At 64.1% G+C, this 15,754-nt stretch carries 13 protein-coding genes; 3 read left to right on the forward strand and 10 right to left on the reverse strand.

The features are described from left to right. The first annotated feature begins 1 nt into the window (after position 1). Positions 2 to 826, forward strand: coding sequence for a CpsD/CapB family tyrosine-protein kinase (locus RSE12_06445; protein WRH63970.1), 825 nt, complete (start codon positions 2 to 4; stop codon positions 824 to 826). An 83-nt stretch (positions 827 to 909) separates the two neighbouring features. Here RSE12_06445 and RSE12_06450 read toward each other — a convergent pair whose 3' ends face one another. Both RSE12_06450 and RSE12_06455 read right to left on the reverse strand, forming a co-directional pair. Next, a complete protein-coding gene (locus RSE12_06450) occupies positions 910 to 1,572 on the reverse strand; it encodes a VPLPA-CTERM sorting domain-containing protein (protein WRH63971.1) in 663 nt (220 codons plus the stop codon). Positions 1,573 to 1,826: 254 nt separating this feature from the next. Then, positions 1,827 to 2,729: a choline/ethanolamine kinase family protein gene (locus RSE12_06455; protein ID WRH63972.1), complete on the reverse strand. Its 903-nt coding sequence runs from the start codon at positions 2,727 to 2,729 to the stop codon at positions 1,827 to 1,829. A gap of 73 nt (positions 2,730 to 2,802) precedes the next feature. Between RSE12_06455 and RSE12_06460 the strand changes: the two genes are divergently transcribed. Beyond that, entirely contained in the window at positions 2,803 to 3,462 is a 660-nt protein-coding gene (locus tag RSE12_06460; protein WRH63973.1) for a class I SAM-dependent methyltransferase, read from the forward strand. Positions 3,463 to 3,581: 119 nt separating this feature from the next. Here the strand turns inward: RSE12_06460 and RSE12_06465 are convergent, their stop codons facing one another. The 5 genes from RSE12_06465 to RSE12_06485 all read right to left on the reverse strand — a co-directional run bounded on the left by RSE12_06465 (position 3,582) and on the right by RSE12_06485 (position 10,960). Next, positions 3,582 to 6,017: an FAD-dependent oxidoreductase gene (locus tag RSE12_06465; GenBank protein WRH63974.1), complete on the reverse strand. Its 2,436-nt coding sequence runs from the start codon at positions 6,015 to 6,017 to the stop codon at positions 3,582 to 3,584. Next, the gene (locus RSE12_06470; protein WRH63975.1) at positions 6,014 to 6,892 is read right to left on the reverse strand and encodes a phosphotransferase; all 879 of its coding nucleotides are present in this window, start codon (positions 6,890 to 6,892) and stop codon (positions 6,014 to 6,016) included. The genes RSE12_06465 and RSE12_06470 overlap by 4 nt, the downstream gene beginning before the upstream one ends. Beyond that, on the reverse strand, positions 6,889 to 8,886 hold the full coding sequence (locus tag RSE12_06475; protein WRH63976.1) for an ABC transporter permease subunit: 1,998 nt from the start codon (positions 8,884 to 8,886) through the stop codon (positions 6,889 to 6,891). Before RSE12_06475 ends, RSE12_06470 begins: the two co-directional genes overlap by 4 nt. Next, positions 8,883 to 9,908 (reverse strand): glycine betaine/L-proline ABC transporter ATP-binding protein, encoded by a 1,026-nt coding sequence (locus tag RSE12_06480; protein ID WRH64751.1) that lies wholly within the window; start codon positions 9,906 to 9,908, stop codon positions 8,883 to 8,885. Before RSE12_06480 ends, RSE12_06475 begins: the two co-directional genes overlap by 4 nt. Before the next feature lie 80 nt (positions 9,909 to 9,988). Then, positions 9,989 to 10,960 (reverse strand): ABC transporter substrate-binding protein, encoded by a 972-nt coding sequence (locus RSE12_06485; GenBank protein WRH63977.1) that lies wholly within the window; start codon positions 10,958 to 10,960, stop codon positions 9,989 to 9,991. Positions 10,961 to 11,187: 227 nt separating this feature from the next. Here RSE12_06485 and RSE12_06490 point away from each other — a divergent pair, with 227 nt between their 5' ends. Further along, the gene (locus RSE12_06490) at positions 11,188 to 11,943 is read left to right on the forward strand and encodes a DeoR/GlpR family DNA-binding transcription regulator (GenBank protein ID WRH63978.1); all 756 of its coding nucleotides are present in this window, start codon (positions 11,188 to 11,190) and stop codon (positions 11,941 to 11,943) included. A 267-nt stretch (positions 11,944 to 12,210) separates the two neighbouring features. On the opposite strand, the gene RSE12_06495 is transcribed toward RSE12_06490, so the two are convergent. Genes RSE12_06495 through RSE12_06505 form a run of 3 tightly spaced genes read right to left on the reverse strand, consistent with a single transcriptional unit; the run spans position 12,211 to position 15,742 of the window. Beyond that, positions 12,211 to 14,166 (reverse strand): methyl-accepting chemotaxis protein, encoded by a 1,956-nt coding sequence (locus RSE12_06495; protein WRH63979.1) that lies wholly within the window; start codon positions 14,164 to 14,166, stop codon positions 12,211 to 12,213. A gap of 38 nt (positions 14,167 to 14,204) precedes the next feature. Continuing rightward, entirely contained in the window at positions 14,205 to 14,723 is a 519-nt protein-coding gene (locus tag RSE12_06500; protein WRH63980.1) for a chemotaxis protein CheD, read from the reverse strand. Then, complete coding sequence (locus RSE12_06505; protein WRH63981.1) at positions 14,720 to 15,742, reverse strand: CheB methylesterase domain-containing protein; 1,023 nt, start codon at positions 15,740 to 15,742, stop codon at positions 14,720 to 14,722. The genes RSE12_06500 and RSE12_06505 overlap by 4 nt, the downstream gene beginning before the upstream one ends. Positions 15,743 to 15,754 lie beyond the last annotated feature (12 nt).

The raw sequence follows: 15,754 nt of genomic DNA on the forward strand, positions 1-15,754 counted from the left end.
CATGGCCGTCGAACGCGTTCAATCGGCGATTGCCCGTGCCCGTGCCCAGCGCGCGGGTCTGGAGACGGTCTACGAGATCGAAGATGATCTGCCGATGGCGGAAGAGGATATCATCGAGCCTGTCCCGCCCGAGGATTGGAACGCGCTGCCGAAATCCGGCATGACCGCGCGGATTCTGGATCGGGCCCGGATCGTGACGGCGGGTCTGGCCGAGCATTCCACCGCCTTTGACATGATGCGCACCAAGGTGTTGCAGCGGATGAAGGCCGAAGGATGGAAGCGGATTGCCATCACATCTGCCGACAAGAACTGCGGCAAGAGCATGGTGGCGATGAACCTCGCCTTCAGCCTGTCACGTCAGGTGGAATTGCGCACGATTTTGGTAGAGGCCGATCTGCGGCAGCCGTCTCTGGCCAAGGCGATGCGGTTGTCGCCGCGCGGTGGCTTTGCCGAAGTGTTGCGGCGCGAGGTTCCCTTCCCCAAAAGTCTGGTGCGGGTGCGCGAGAACCTTGCCGTACTGGCCAACCGCGACCGCAGCCCTGCCTCGGCGGAACTGCTGCACAGCGATGTTGTGCCCGGCATGCTGAAAGAGATTGAGCGCGCCTATCGGCCAGACGTGATGATCTTTGATCTTCCGCCGCTGATGCTTGCCGATGATACGCTGGCCTTCCTTGGCAATGTCGACTGCGCCTTGCTGGTGACCAGCGCAGAACACACGACCACGGCCCAGGTTGAGGCCTGTGTGCGCGAAATCTCGGACCGGACGGCGCTGGTGGGCGTTGTGCTGAACAAGTATCGCGCGGCCGGGGCGGCGAGCGGGTACTGAGCGATCCCTGAACGGTGACAAGACGGTAAGGCCCAAAAGAAAAGGGGCGCCGAAGCGCCCCAGATTGCGATGGTCCAGTTCGATCAGGCCGTAGCGAGCTTGCGGCGACGCGACAGACCAACCAAGCCGAGCAGCGCAGTACCGAGCAGAAGGATACCGGCGGGCAGCGGGACGACGCTGATGGAGGCCTGCACGATGACACGCGACGGGTTCGTTCCCGGGCCTTCACCAAATAGCGTCGACGGAACCGGAAGGAACGACACGGTCACCAGACCAAGGCCTGCGACTTGCTGGGAAGGAATGGAACCCCAGGTCAGGTTGCCGGTCAGGAAATCATATCTGTTGGCAATGAAGCCGGCCAAGCCGTTGTCGCTGTTGAAGTCCGTTGCGAAGCCCGTCCCAAGGCCCGTGCTTGCAAAGGTCGGCAGACCCGGCACAAGGAAGCGCAGCGCAGCGTTCAGATCGAACAGGTCGGGAACGAAGCGGTCACGTGCCGAAGCGGTGAGTTCCAGGAAATCGAACACCAGAGCCGGGCCGTTGACTTGGACTTCCAGAACCGGGTTCGAAAGCAGCGACGGTGCATAGGCAACCGTTGCCAAGCAATCGCTTGCGCCGGTTGCGATCCGGCAGTTCGTGATGGTCGGGGCCGAAGACGTGTCTATCGTGATCGGCGCAGCGACTGCCGCGCCGCTGATGACCACGACCGCAGCCAACGATTGCAACCACATTTTTGCATATCCGAGCATAGCATAATCTCCCAACGCGGAGGTCTTCCGGCCCAACGCCACAATCCAACCAGTGTTAAGCCATATTAATACCGCATTTGGGGCCTGATGGAACCACTTTGTGCATAATGGGCCTGAATATAGCGATCAGGCACGCAAAGCTTTGCGATTTTCGGAAAGCGTGCCACCATGACGTGTGCAGCCACAGCACAACGTCACGTGATCGGGTGTGATTGGCGACTTTAGACGCGGTCAGTACAAGTTGATTCGAGGCATCAGCCGCCTGCATGGATCGCGGCCAGATGTGCCGGCATCGACGAATCGCGCATGAGGCTGCGGAACCGGTCAAAGCGGGTGGTGGCATAGGCGAGGAAGTCATCCGCCGGGTTGCCGTTGGCGTGCTGGATCAATCCCCACAACGTCCAGAGCAGATCGCACATCGCCTTGTAGGCCACCATGCGGGCATGGTCGGCTGGATTGGGTTGGCCCTGAAAATAGGCCTCCAGCAGTTCACGGTCCTGGGCGGCGTCAAATCCTGCCTCGACGGACAGATCGCCCAGATCCCACATCGGATCGTTCATGCCGGAATATTCCCAATCGACGATCCACATGCGGCTGCCGGTATCGAGGAAGTTCTCGCACAGCGGATCGCAATGGCAGGGCGCAAGCGGGCGGGGATGCGCGTCAAGGGCGGCGCGCACCTGTTGCGCGTCTTGCAGAGCGTCAACGTAACCCTCTGGCAAAGCAGTGGATTTTGTAGCCAGCAGGGAGCGATAGCTGTCGATCATGTCGAACAGATCAAAGCGCGCCGGGAAGGTCTGGCCGCTGTCATGCAGGCGGCGAAAGGCATGGGCGGCGCGGGCAGGGCTGCCGGGCCGCGTGCGGAACAGGTCAGGCGTCATGGTGACGGTGTCGGGGATGAAGCGGGTGACCATCAAACCGGTGGCGGGATCGGCGTGCAGCACATCAGGCGCGACGCCGGCCATGGCGGCAGCGCGGGCGGCGACGGCCTCATTGCCGCGGTCGATATATTCGGCGGTGCCTTCGCCGGGGATGCGCAGGATATGGTCACCCAGATGCCAGACCCGGTTGGTCAGCCCGCCAAGGCGGCGGGGCGTGCCGGTGAAGCCCTGCAAGACGGGAAGGGTGGCGGCGATTGCGGCGATGTCGTCGGTCATTCTAGCCCCTGCCGTTGCGTTGCGGATCAGTCTGCCGCAAGCTGGACACAAGGCAAAGCGGGGAGTGGGGATCATGGCAACCGGCGGGCATGACGGGCATCTAGGCGCGGTCTACGAGGCCCGCGCGCCCGAGGAAGTGGCCGCCGTTTATGACGCCTGGGCAAGCACTTACGATGAAGAGATGGCCAAGGCGGGGTATCGCCATCCGGCGGTGGGACTTGCGCTTCTCGCGCGGCATTTGCCGCGGGGGGCGGGGCCTGTGCTGGATGCGGGCTGCGGGACGGGGTTGCTGGGGGATTGGCTGGGCATTCTGGGCTTTGCGCCGGTTGAGGGGTTGGACCTGTCGCCCGGCATGTTGGAGGTGGCACGGCGCAAGGGGAGCTATGCGCGGCTGCACAATCTGGCACTGGGGCGGGAATTGCCCTTTGAAAACGGGCAGTTCGCGGGTGTCATCTCAACCGGGGTATTCACCACGGGCCATGTCGGGGCCGAGGGGTTGCCGGAGCTGATCCGCATCACGCGGCCCGGCGGGGTGATCGTGCTGACGGTGAAGACGACGCTGTGGGATGGCGGTTTTGCCGCCGCTTTGGGTGTGCAGCAGCCGGTGCAGATGGCGGTGCAGACGGGCGTGCATACGGATGTGCATATCGTGGAGCAAACCGACCCCTATATCTCGATGCCCGGAGAGCCGGGAACGGTGCCTTCGCTCGCGGTGGTCCTGCGGCGGGTGTGAGGCTGCATTCTTCGGCGCGCGCGCCTGGAATCGGCGTCGCATGGGTATTTTTGCCAAGATGAAACGGCGGGTTCACCTTGGTTCAAATACCCATCTGACTGCGCCACTTTGCGCGGCGCTCAGGCCTTGATGCGCGCGCCTTCGGGATCGACCAGCGGACCGAGTGCAAGGGTGGCGGGCAAGGCATCCCCGGCGACCACAAGCTGATAGCTGCCAGAGGTGAGCCAATCATCGGCCACGCCATCGGCGTTGCGGATATAGCCGTAGCCGATGCTTTGCCCCAACGTGTAGCCGTAACCGCCAGAGGTGAGATACCCCACCGGCTGGCCATCACGCAGGATGGTTTCGCGGCCCACCAGCACGGCATCAGGATCGGCCAGCGTGAAGCCTGCAAAGCGTTTGGTCAGCGGCTTGCCCTGCGCGCCCTCTAACGCGGCGCGGCCCATGAAGGGGGTGTTGGCCTTGAGCTTGACCGCCCAGCCAAGGCCCGCTTCGAACGGCGTATCGTTGGGGGTGATGTCAGAGGACCAGGCGCGGTAGCCCTTTTCCAGCCGCAGGGATTCCAGCGCGCGATAGCCCACGGGGCGGATATCCGCGCCGCCTGCCGCCATCAGCGCATCAAAGACCGCGCCGGTTTGGGCGAGGGGGGTGTGAAGTTCCCATCCCAGTTCACCAACGTAGGTGACGCGCAGGGCGCGGACCTTTGCCCCGGCGATAGCGATGTCGCGGACATGGCCGAAGGGGAAGGCGCTGTTGGAGACATCGGCATCGGTGACCTTGGCAAGAACGTTACGCGCCAGCGGCCCCATGAGCGAGAGGGTCCCCCAATCTTCGGTCACATCTGTCAGTGTGCAGCCTGTGGCGGGCAGGTGATCGGCGATCCAAGCAAGGTCATGGGTGCGGAAGCCGGTGCCGGTGACGATATAGAAATGTTCGTCTGACAGGCGGGCGACCGTGAGGTCAGCCTCGATCCCGCCGCGGGTGTTGAGGAGTTGCGTATAGGTCAGGCGGCCCACATCTCGGGCCACGCGGTTGGCGCAGATCCATTCCAGCGCCTCGGCGGCCTTTGGCCCCGCGAGTTCGTATTTGGCGAAGGAGGATTGGTCGAAGATGCCAACCTTTTCGCGCACATGGGCATGTTCCTGCCCCACGGGGGCGAACCAGTTCTGGCGGCCCATACTATAGACGTCGTGGGGTTCCATTCCCTGTGGGGCGAACCAGTTGGGGCGTTCCCAGCCGAGTTTGGAGCCGAAGACGGCGCGGTGGGTTTTCAGGCGGTCATAGAGGGGAGAGGTGATGCGGGGGCGGCCGCTGGTATATTCCTCATGCGGGAAGCCGATGGTGTAGTGTTTGCCATAGGCCTCCATCGTGCGGTCGAAGACCCAATCGCGGTCGCGGTGGAGATTTGAGAAGCGTCGGATGTCGACGACCCAGAGGTCGAGCGGAGCCTCATCCCGCATGACCCATTCGGCCAACACCCAGCCCGCGCCGCCGCCCGACGCGATGCCAAAGGCGTTGAAGCCCGCGCCGACATACATATTGGCGCATTCCGGCGCGGGGCCGAGGATGAAATTGCCATCGGGGGTGAAGCTTTCCGCGCCGTTGATCATCTGCTTCACGCCGGTGTTTTCCAATGCCGGAACGCGGGCGATGGCCTGTTCGAGGTGCTGGCTGAAATGGTCGTAATCATCATCAAACAGGCGGAATTCCCAGTTCTTGGGAATATCGCCCGTGACCCAGCCTTGCGGGTTGGGTTCATAGCCGCCCATGACCAGACCGCCGACTTCTTCCTTGAAATAGGTACGGCGGTCAGGGTCGCGTAGGGTGGGCGCGTCGGGGGAGAGGCCGTCGATCTTCTCGGTGATGATGTATTGGTGTTTGACGGGTTGCAGGGGGACATTGATCCCGGCCATGGCCCCGATTTCCCGCGCCCACATGCCGCCGCAGTTAACGACCTTTTCGCAGGTGATCGTGCCTTGATTGGTGTGGACAGCGGTGATGCGGCGGCCGTCCATGGCAAAGCCCGTGACAGTGACGCCTTCAAGCAGTTTCGCCCCGTGCATCCGCGCCCCCTTGGCGAGGCTTTGGGTGATGTCTGACGGGCTCGCCTGCCCGTCGGTGGGCAGCCAGCTTGCGCCGACCAGATCGGATGTGTCCATCAGGGGCCACATGCGTTTCACTTCATCCGGCGAGACGAGGTGCATCTCCATCCCGAAGGAGCGGGCGGTGGTGGCGAGGCGGCGGTATTCGGTCCAGCGGTCGGGGTTGGTGGCAAGGCGCAGGCAGCCCGTCATCTTCCACCCGGTATCAAGACCCGTCTCTGCGGCGAGGCCCTTGTAGAGGTCGACCGAGTATTTCAACACCTTGGTGATCGAGGCGGAGGCGCGAAGCTGACCCACGAGCCCCGCCGCGTGCCAGGTGGAGCCGGAGGTGATCTGGCCCTGTTCCAGCAGGATCACATCAGCCTTGTGGTCGCGCGCCAGATGATAGGCGGTGGAACAGCCGATGATGCCGCCGCCGATGACGACGATCTGGGCATGGGTGGGGATGGTCATTTTTTCTGTCCGTGCAGGGAATGGTATTGGGTCAGCGCCGCGTCGAGCTTGGCCAGGTTTTCGCGGGCGTAGGATTTGTAATCCGCGCCGGGGGCGGCGAGGTGGAGGTCCGAGATCATGGCCCACATCGCCTCACGCAGGAGGCTGGTGCATTGCATGGCATCAAAGGCGCGGCGCAGGGGGGCATCGGGGAGACTGCCGAAATAGGCGGTGAGCAGGCGGTCGGTTTCATCCGGCGTCATCCCGGCGTTTGAGGCAGCCCCGGCAAGATCGAACAGCGCGGTGCCGAAGCCTGCATATTCATAGTCGATCAGCCAGAGGCGGGTGCCGTCATCGAGGAAATTGGCGGGCAGCAGATCATGGTGGCCGAAGATCAGGGGAAGGGGGATCTGGGCCTGTTCCAGTTCGGTGCAGAGGTCCAGCAGCGCGGGCAGATCGGGGGTGAAGGGGCTGTTGCCCGCGCGCAGCGTGCGGGCATAGTCGCGGATCACGTGAAAGGGCCAGAAGAGGAAGGCCGCGCCTTGGATATGGGCGGCCATGTTGTGGTGAAAGCGGCGCAGCAGATCGCCCACCCGTTCCGGGTTTGCCCGCAGGTCATCGGGGCCCCAGGTGCGGGCGTTCAGGTATTCGACAACCGTCACGCCCGGCGCGGCATGTTCCACGGCGGGGCCGAAACCTGCGGCATGGGCGGCGCGGGCGGTCATAACCTCACGCGCGCGGTCGACATGGTGGAAGGGGAAGTCGCGCCCGAAACGGACGACATGGACGCCCGCCGCATCGGTCACTTTCCAGCTTTCGTTGGACAGGCCCCCCAGCAGGGGTTCGGCGGTGATGTCACCCTGCCATGGCAGGGCGCGCAGGGTGGCGGGGATCATATATGCCCTCCAAGCCCCAGCTTGGCGCGCTGCGCCTCGGCCGCGGCGTGGATCAGGCGGTCGGCGATGATGGCGATGAAGGCGATGGCAAGGCCTGCGACAAGGCCGTTGCCGGGATTGGCCTTGGTCAGCGCCATATAGACATCCTGCCCAAGGTCGCGGGTGCCGACGAGGGCGGTGATCACCAGCATGGCGAGGGCGAACATGATCGTCTGGTTCAGGCCCAGCAGAATTTCCGGCAGGGCAAGGCGCAGGCGGATGCGGGTGAGGATCTGCCAATCGGTGCAGCCCATGGCGCGGCCTGCCTCGATCAGCCTTGGGTCGACGGATTGCAGGCCAAGGACGGTGTAGCGGATTGAGGCGACAACGGCGTAGGCCACCACGGCGATCAGGGCGGTGAAGTCGCCCACGCGGAACAGCATGACCACGGGCATGAGATAGACAAAGGAGGGCAGGGTTTGCAGCGTGTCGATGATGGCGCGGGTGATGGTCCAGGCCCGGTCACGGTCGGCCACGGCGATGGCGATGGGCAGGCCGATGGCCATGGCGATCAGGCTTGCGATGCCGCAGAGATAGACGGTGATCATCGCCTTTTCCCATTGCCCGGTAGCTGCGATCAGGAAGGACAGGCTGGCGGTAAGCAGGCCCAGCCGCCAGCCGCCCAGACGCCAGCCCGCAAGGCCCAGCATTGCAACAACCGCCACCCATGGCAGCGACAGCATGAAGCGTTTGACGGGGATCAAGAGGCCCAGAAGGACAGCGTTCTTGATCGCCTCCAGCGTGTCAAAGAAGGTGATGTTGATCCATTCCACGGCTGCCGCCCAGAACGGGCTGGTCGTCAGGCGGGCGCTTTCGGGATAGGTCTGGATGGCGGGGATCAGCATGCCCAGCAGGGTGGTGGCGAGGATGAGGGCAAGGGCTGCGGCAAGATAGGGGTGGCGCTGGATCAGGCTGCCCTGCGGGATGGCGGCGCGGTTGCGCCGGGCCAGCGCCTGCGACAGCCGGTCAAGCGTTATGGCCAGCGCGACGATGGCAAGCCCCGCCTCTAGCCCCACGCCGAAATCGAGGCGGCGCAGCGCGTTGAGCACGTCAAAGCCAAGCCCGCCCGCGCCGATCATCGAGGCGATAATGACCATGTTGAGCGATTGCATGATCACCTGATTGACGCCCACCAGCAGCGGTTCGCGCGCCGATGGCACCAGCACGCGCCATGTCATCTGCCGGTCGGTGCAGCCCACCATGCGGCCAAGATCGTGAATTTCGGACGGCACCCGTTGCAGGGCCAGTGTGGTGATGCGGATCATCGGCGGCATGGCATAGATCAGCGTGGCCACGATGGCCGCCGTGGGGCCGAAGCCGAACAGGATCAGGATGGGCACCAGATAGGCAAAGACCGGCATGGTCTGCATGAGATCGAGAAACGGTTTCATCGCGCGGTCAAGCCACGGCCTGCGGGCGGCGGCGATGCCGAGGAACAGCCCGCCCGCAACGCCCAAAGGCACGGCCACGATGATGGATGACAGCGTGATCATCGCGCTTTGCCATTGGCCGAAGACGGCGATGAAGGTCATGCAGGCGGCAACGGTCAACGCCAGCGGGATGCCCCCGGCATACAGCCCGATCAGCGCCAGAAGCCCGACTACGGCCACCCAAGGGAGCGGCGGCCACAGTTGGATAGCGCTAGACCCTTCGCCGGACAAAAGGCCGGTGGCCAGCAGGGCCAGCGTGGCGCGATAGGGCAGGTCGATCACGTCTGCGATCAGGCGGGTGATGTCGGCAAAGGCGATGGGGCCGATGGCGGCCTCTTTCACCAGCCAGTTTATCGCGCCGCCAATCCAGCGCGCGGCGGGGATTTGCAGCGCCTTGGGGTATTCAAAGGCGAAGGGGGCCACGGTCTGCCCCCAGAGCCAGAGGATCGCGGCCAGCGACAACGCGATGCCCCAGATCAGGCGGGGTGAGGCGGTGGCATAAATGGGGGCGGGAAGGGCGGTCATCCCGCGCCGCCCAGAATCAGGCGGACCACATCTTCGCGCCGCAGGGACCCGGTGACGCGGCCATCGGCATCTGTCACGGCCAGCACATCGGCCCCGTTCAGAAAAGCGGTGCCTGCCTCGGCCACGGTGGCGCGGGCGGGGATGCGGGGCGCGTCAGAGGCGGGCGCGTCGGGATGGGCAAGCGAGGCCACACGCACGGCTTTGGCCTTTGGGACGGCGCGGGTGAATTCGCGCACGTAATCCGTGGCCGGATGAAGGACGAGGTCTTCGGGCGTGCCGATCTGTTCGATCAACCCGTCCTTCATGATGGCGATGCGGTCGGCCAGACGGATCGCTTCGTCGAAATCATGGGTGATGAAGACGATGGTTTTCCGCAGGGCTGATTGCAGGCGTAGGAATTCATCCTGCAATTCGCGCCGGATCAGCGGATCAAGCGCGGAGAAGGGTTCATCCAGAAACCACAATTCCGGCTCCACCGCCAAGGATCGGGCGATGCCCACCCTTTGCTGCTGGCCACCGGACAACTGACGCGGGTAGCTGGTTTCGCGGCCAGAGAGGCCAACAAGGGTGATGATTTCGCGCGCCCGCGCCTCGCGCTTGGCGCGGTCGATGCCCTGCACCTCCAGCGGGAAGGCCACGTTTTCCAGCACGGTCAGATGCGGCAGCAGGGCAAAGTGCTGAAACACCATGCCCATCTTGTGCCGCCGAAGTTCGATCATTTCGGCATCTGACGCGGCCAAAAGGTTCTGGCCGTTGAAAAGAATTTCGCCCGCCGTGGGTTCGATCAGGCGGGACAGACAGCGCACCAGCGTGGATTTGCCCGATCCGGACAGGCCCATGATGACGAAAATCTCACCATTTCGGACAGACAGGTCCACGGCGCGCACAGCAGCTACCAGCCCGGCCGACAAGAGCCGTTCCAGCGACGGGTCACGCCCGAGCCCGGCAAAGGCCTCATGCGCGCGGGCCCCGAACACTTTCCAGACGTTGCGGCAGACGAGTTTTTCGGTGGCGTCGGTTATTGGCAAGGAGGCCGGTCCTTCGGAGCAGGGCAGGACATCAGGGGCGGCCACAGCGGGCCGCCCCTTCGATGGGTCGCGGGTTACTTGGCGATCCAGGTGCTCCAGCGGGCCTCATTCGCGGCCATCCAATCGGCGACGACGGCCTCAATCGCTTTGCCGTTCAGGTCCACCTCGGTGATCATCAGACCCATTTCCTTGTTGTCGAGCGTGAAGGCCTGAATGGCCTTGTGCGCGCCGGGCCATTTGTCCTTGAGCCCGACCCAGCCCGCCTTCCAGATTTCGCCGAAGGGTTTGCCGCAGTCATAGGCGGCGTCGGGGTTCAGGCCGACCGCCGGATCGGTATAGCATTCGGGCGTGTAGGGCGGGAATTCGACGAACTCGCCTTCGAATTTGGCAGGGGCCCAATGCGGATCATAGATCCACAGGATGATGGGGGCCTTGCGCTGATAGGCGCTTTCCAGTTCGGCAAAGAGGGCGGCATCGGTACCGGCATGGATCACCTCGAACGGCAGGTCGAGCGCGGCGATGCGTTCCTCATCATAGCCGCCCCAGGTGACGGGGCCGCCCAGATAGCGCCCCTTTGGGGCGGTTTCGGCGGTGGCAAAAGCCTCGGCGCAGGCGGGTTCTTTCAGCGCTTCCCAATTGGGCAGGCCGGGGCAAAGCTCTTTCATATAGGTGGGATACCACCATTCTTCCTTGGCCTTCATGCCCGTCGGACCGAAGTTTTCGGTGTTGCCGGTGGCGACAGAGGCATCCAGCGCCTCGCGCGCGGTGGTGTCCCACAGCTCCATGGCGACATGGAGATCGCCGGATTCGAGGCCGGGGAATTGCGCCAGATAATCGGCCTGCACGTATTCAACGCTGTAGCCGGCTTTCTTCAGCACCTCGCCCATCAATTGGGTGGTGATCAGCTGACCGGTCCAGTCATGCAGGGTGAGCTTGATCGGGTCGGGCGACTCCTGGGCGGCGGCGGTGAAGGCGGTGGTTGCCGCGATCAGGGTGGCAAGGCCAAAGGGGCGGAAACCGGACAGCAACGGTGTGGAACGGCGCATCGTGAACTCCCTGCGATTGATTTTTTGGGGCAGTTGTCCGGGCGGCGCGGGCCGTGCCGGGATATCGCTTGACCCAAGGTTACGCGAAGGGGTCGGCAAGCTGTCAAATGGAATCTGACGGGGTTTGGAATTTTGGTGACCGGGTTCTTGGCGATAGCTGATGGATCGGGCATGTTGTCCACAGAAAGCGGTCAGGATCGGCTGCGGGATGCGGTGATCGGGGTGTCATGGTTTCACGGCGGCGGGCAGAATTGTTGAAGCTGCTGGATGGGCGCGGGATGCTGCCTATCGCGGAAGTGGCTGAAAGACTGGGCATTTCGGCCGAAACGGCGCGGCGCGACATCCGCGCGCTTGTCGATGCGGGATCGGCGGTGCGCAGCCATGGAGCGGTGGGGCTGGCCGGGCAGACGGGTGAGGCGCCCTTCGACAGGCGGATGCGCGAAAATGCGGCGGCAAAGCGGACGATTGCGCGGGCTGTGGCGGCAGGGATCGGCGATGGCGCATCGGTGATGCTGGATACCGGCACGACCACAAGCTTCATCGCGCGTGAGTTACTGCGGCACCGGCGGCTGACAGTGGTGACAAACTCATCCGACATCGCGCGCATTCTGGCCACGGTGAACGGCAATCGCGTCTACATGGCGGGGGGCGAGTTGCGCCGGGATTCCGGGGCCGCGCTGGGGGCTTCGGCGCTGGAGTTCATCGGACGGTTTTCGGTGGAACATGCGGTGATTTCGGCAGGCGCGGTGGATGCGGGCGGGGTGATGGATTTCGATTTGCAGGAGGCGGAATTCGCCCGCGCCGTTCTGGCCTGTGGCGCAAGGCGGATCGTGGCGACAGATGCCACGAAATTCGGGCGGCGGGGGTTCATCCGGGTGACGGATTTCGCGCAAGTCGATGTGCTGGTGACCGACCGCGCCCCGCCCGATGATCTGGCTGCGGCGATAAAGGCTGCGGGCGGTCAGGTGATGACTGTGGGCTGAACGAAGGCACGGGAACGGGGGCCAGCTTTAGCTGCGGCGCCGATGTCGGATCGTTGGCATTTGGGTGCAGAGACTGGGACGCGGATGCTCGGGTTCTCAGAAGAGGGCACTTAGACAGGGGTGCGCGAAGTTGACCGGCCCACCGGAAGGCTGAGGCAGCTTTCGCGTGGCACTGGCCACGTGTGCGCTTTCCGCGGCAGGCAGGCTACCGGATCGTGATAAGCGCGACGGGCGGCAGGGCAGCCCGTCGCGGCATCAGGTGGCGGGTCAGAACTCGGCCCAGGCGGCGTTTTGACGGACCGGATTTGCGCGCGGGCCATTGGCTGCGGCTGCGGCTGCGGCGGCCCAATCCACGACATTCGCCTCGATCATCGCGCCTGGCCTTTCGCTTGCACGTGGCGGCGCATCGTTGGAAATGGAGGCCGGCCTTTGCCGGGTTCGGAACCCTGCCAGCGCAAGGATCAGTTCTTCCGAACGCGACTTCAGCGCCGCAGCGGCGGCAGAGGTTTCCTCGGCCACGGCGCTGTTTTGTTGCGTGACGGTGTCAAGCTGATTGACGCCCGCATTCACTTCGGCCAGGCCGCGCGCCTGTTCCGACGCCGCCATGGCGATATCAGCCACCAGACCTGCCGCATCATTCGCGCGCCCCAGAATCTCTGCCAGGCTTTCGCCCGTGCGGCGAACGAGGACGGACCCGTCTTCGACACCCTTGGTGCTGTCAGAGATCAGCGACTTGATTTCGCGCGCAGATTCCGAGGCGCGCTGGGCCAGAAGACGCACTTCCGAGGCAACGACCGCAAAGCCCCGCCCGGCATCACCGGCGCGCGCGGCCTCGACCCCGGCATTCAGGGCAAGTAGATTGGTCTGAAAGGCGATGTCTTCGATCACGCCGATGATCCGGGTGATCTGTTCGGCACCCTTTTCGATCCCCTGCATGGCAGAGACCGCTTCTTTTACGATCTCTGCTCCGCGTTCGGCCCCCTTGCGATTGCCGAAGCTGGCCTCTTGCGCCATTCCCGCGCGCTCGGCGGTCGAGGCGACCGATTGTGTTAGCTCTGTCAAGGCGGCGGCGGATTGTTCCAGCGTGGCGGCCTGGGTTTCGGCGCGGGTTGAGAGTTCCCGGCTGGCATCGGTGATTTCCGCCGCGCTGTCGCGCACGCTGCGGGCGATGTTGTTGACCTGATCGATCACCACACCGAACCGGTCGGTGACAGCGTTAAAGCTTTCGCGCAAGGCATCATAGGCAGGCGGGAATGGATTGTCGGGCGTGCTGGGGATCGTGCTCATCAGGTCGCCATCGGCAAAGCGTGCCAACCCGCCCCGCAGGTCTGTGACGACGCGGGACAGGTCCGCCTGTTGCTGGGCGCGTTCCTGTTCCAGAGCCGCGGCCGCCTCTGCCAGCCCGGCCCCTTTGACCAGTTCGTCGCGCAGCCCGATGCAGGCGCCAGCGAGCGCGCTGATTTCATCATTCGTGGATGGTGGGGTGATCACCACATCATAGTCACGCCGTTCCAGCCGGTTGACGATGTCGACCATGCCACGCACAGGCGCGAGGGCGCGATTGATCATGAATCGGCTGGCAAAGTAGGCCGCGAACAGAAGGCCGATCGTCGGCAGGCCGAGCTTGGTCAGGTAGCCGACGAGAATGTCATCGATCGCGGCGACCGAAACCCCGGCAAACACCGCCCCGCTCACCTGACCCGTGCTGTTGAAGACGGGCTCATACCGGGCAATATAGGGGAGAGTGAGGATATCTGTGCTGCCCTCATAAACCTGACCGGCAAGCAAGGCCTTGTAGGCGGGCCCTTCCGCATCAAGCATCGTCCCCACGGCGCGCGTGCCGTCGCCCGAACGGATGCTGGTCATGACGCGCTTGAACTGCTGCGATTCCGGGATGAAGTGAAAATAGGTGACATGCACACCCAGCGTGTTCAGCACGCGGTCCACCATCCACGGCTCGATTTTCACATCTCCTGCGGTTCGCTCCAGACTGGTGATCGCGTCGGCGCGCGTTGGACCCGACAGAAAACCCTGCGCGGAACTGGTCAGATCCGCGGCAAAACCGGTCAGGCCGAATTCCACCCTGTCTTGCGCCAGATGCCGCATCTCTTCGCGCTCCATCAAAAGGGCGAGGACCGAAATCAGGATCGCAAGAACAGACAGGAAGGTGACAAGAATGGTCACCAGCCTTGATTTGAGCGACATGCTAGCAAAAAAATCCATGGTTTACCTCCTGGATCGGGCTTCGGATTGCCCGGTGTTCAGAACAGTTCGATAGAGCCACTGCCCGTGGGCGATGGCGGTTGGCTGATGGCGATATCGCGGGTGTCGACGAGAAGCAGTTGCTGTGCCCTGCCCGTTGCCGGCCAGAAGCGGACGCGCCGCGCCTGCGTGCCGCCCAAGCTGTGGGCGGAAACGCTGATCCCTTCGCCGCGGAGGAATGCCAGCGCCGCCTCGCCGTTGCGGTGGCCGATATCCGGTAACCCCTTGATCATGCGGGCGCCGCCGAACAGTTTGGCGACCATCCGGTCGCGCCGACCACCCATCTTGAGCAGGCTGTTGACCAGTTGTTCCATCGCCGCCGAGGCGTAGCGGATATCGCGCGTGTCCGGCCCATCGGGCAGAAGAAAGTGGTTCGTGCCACCAATCTGGCGGACCGGGTCGTGCAGACAGGCCGCGACACAGGAGCCGAGAACGGTTGTCAGCACCAGATCGGGCTGATCTGAAATGCCGTGCTCCCCCTGGATGACGTGAATGGTTTGCGTCGCCGGTGCCGTCATGTTGCGCGACCCCGTGATGAAGTGAGGCTGGCCTGGCCGTGACCGGCCAACAGGGCGGGACCGATCCGGTCGATGGGCAGCACGGTGGCGGCCGCCCCGGCGGCAACCGCCGCGCCAGGCATCCCCCAGACGATGCTGGTGGCACGGTCCTGCGCGATTGTGTGCGCCCCGACCCGCCGGAGCGCGCCCAGGCCGCTGGCACCATCTGCGCCCATCCCCGTGAGCAACGCGGCGGAAACACGGTCCCCCCAGGGGAGGGCGGATTCGAACAGCGGGTTTACGGCAGGCCTGTGGCCCTGATGCGGGCCGTCTGCCACAAGCGTACAGCGCGGCACGCCCGGCCCCGAGACGGTGAGGTGCCGTTCGGCATCGGCGGCAAAATAGATGGTGCCACGATGCAGCGGCAGGGAATGGGTTGCCGCAACGACACGCGGCCTGCACCGCATGTTCAGCCGATGGACAAGGCCGGGAACGAACCCATCCCGGATATGCTGCACGACCAGCGTCGGCGGGCAATCTGCAGGAAAGGCCATCAGGACGGTTTCAATCGCCGCGATGCCGCCGGTTGAGGCCCCGATCAGCACAAGGTCCGGCAAGGGCGAATCGTCCCCCTTCGGGGATGGCGTCGCCTGTCTTTCGGTGTTGCGGGCAAGCAGATCCTCGATCCGGTCATTCGGGCCCATAACGACCGTCCGAAGACGATCACGAAGGGGGGTGCGAACCGGGCTTGTTCCCTGTTCCGCATAGAGAAAAACCGCCGTGCCGAGCATATCGGCTAGGCGAATGACCCCTTCCATTTCCGGTTCGATCAGGAAATCGGCCGACATGGCCAGCACGTCGGGGACCGCTTCCTCGGCCGTTGGATAGATTTCGTTGAGCGAGGCTGCCTCTATCACGTCATGGCGCAGCGGCCCCCGCACAAGATGCCGACGGCGGGCGGTTTGCGGATCGGCCACCAGAACGACCGGCCGCGGGCGGTTGTTCCTGCCTACGCCATGGAGGGGGGTGTGATCTGACATGCGGGTCCCTGT

The sequence above is a fragment of the Fuscovulum sp. genome, assembly GCA_035192965.1.
In the GTDB taxonomy this organism is placed as follows: domain Bacteria; phylum Pseudomonadota; class Alphaproteobacteria; order Rhodobacterales; family Rhodobacteraceae; genus Paragemmobacter.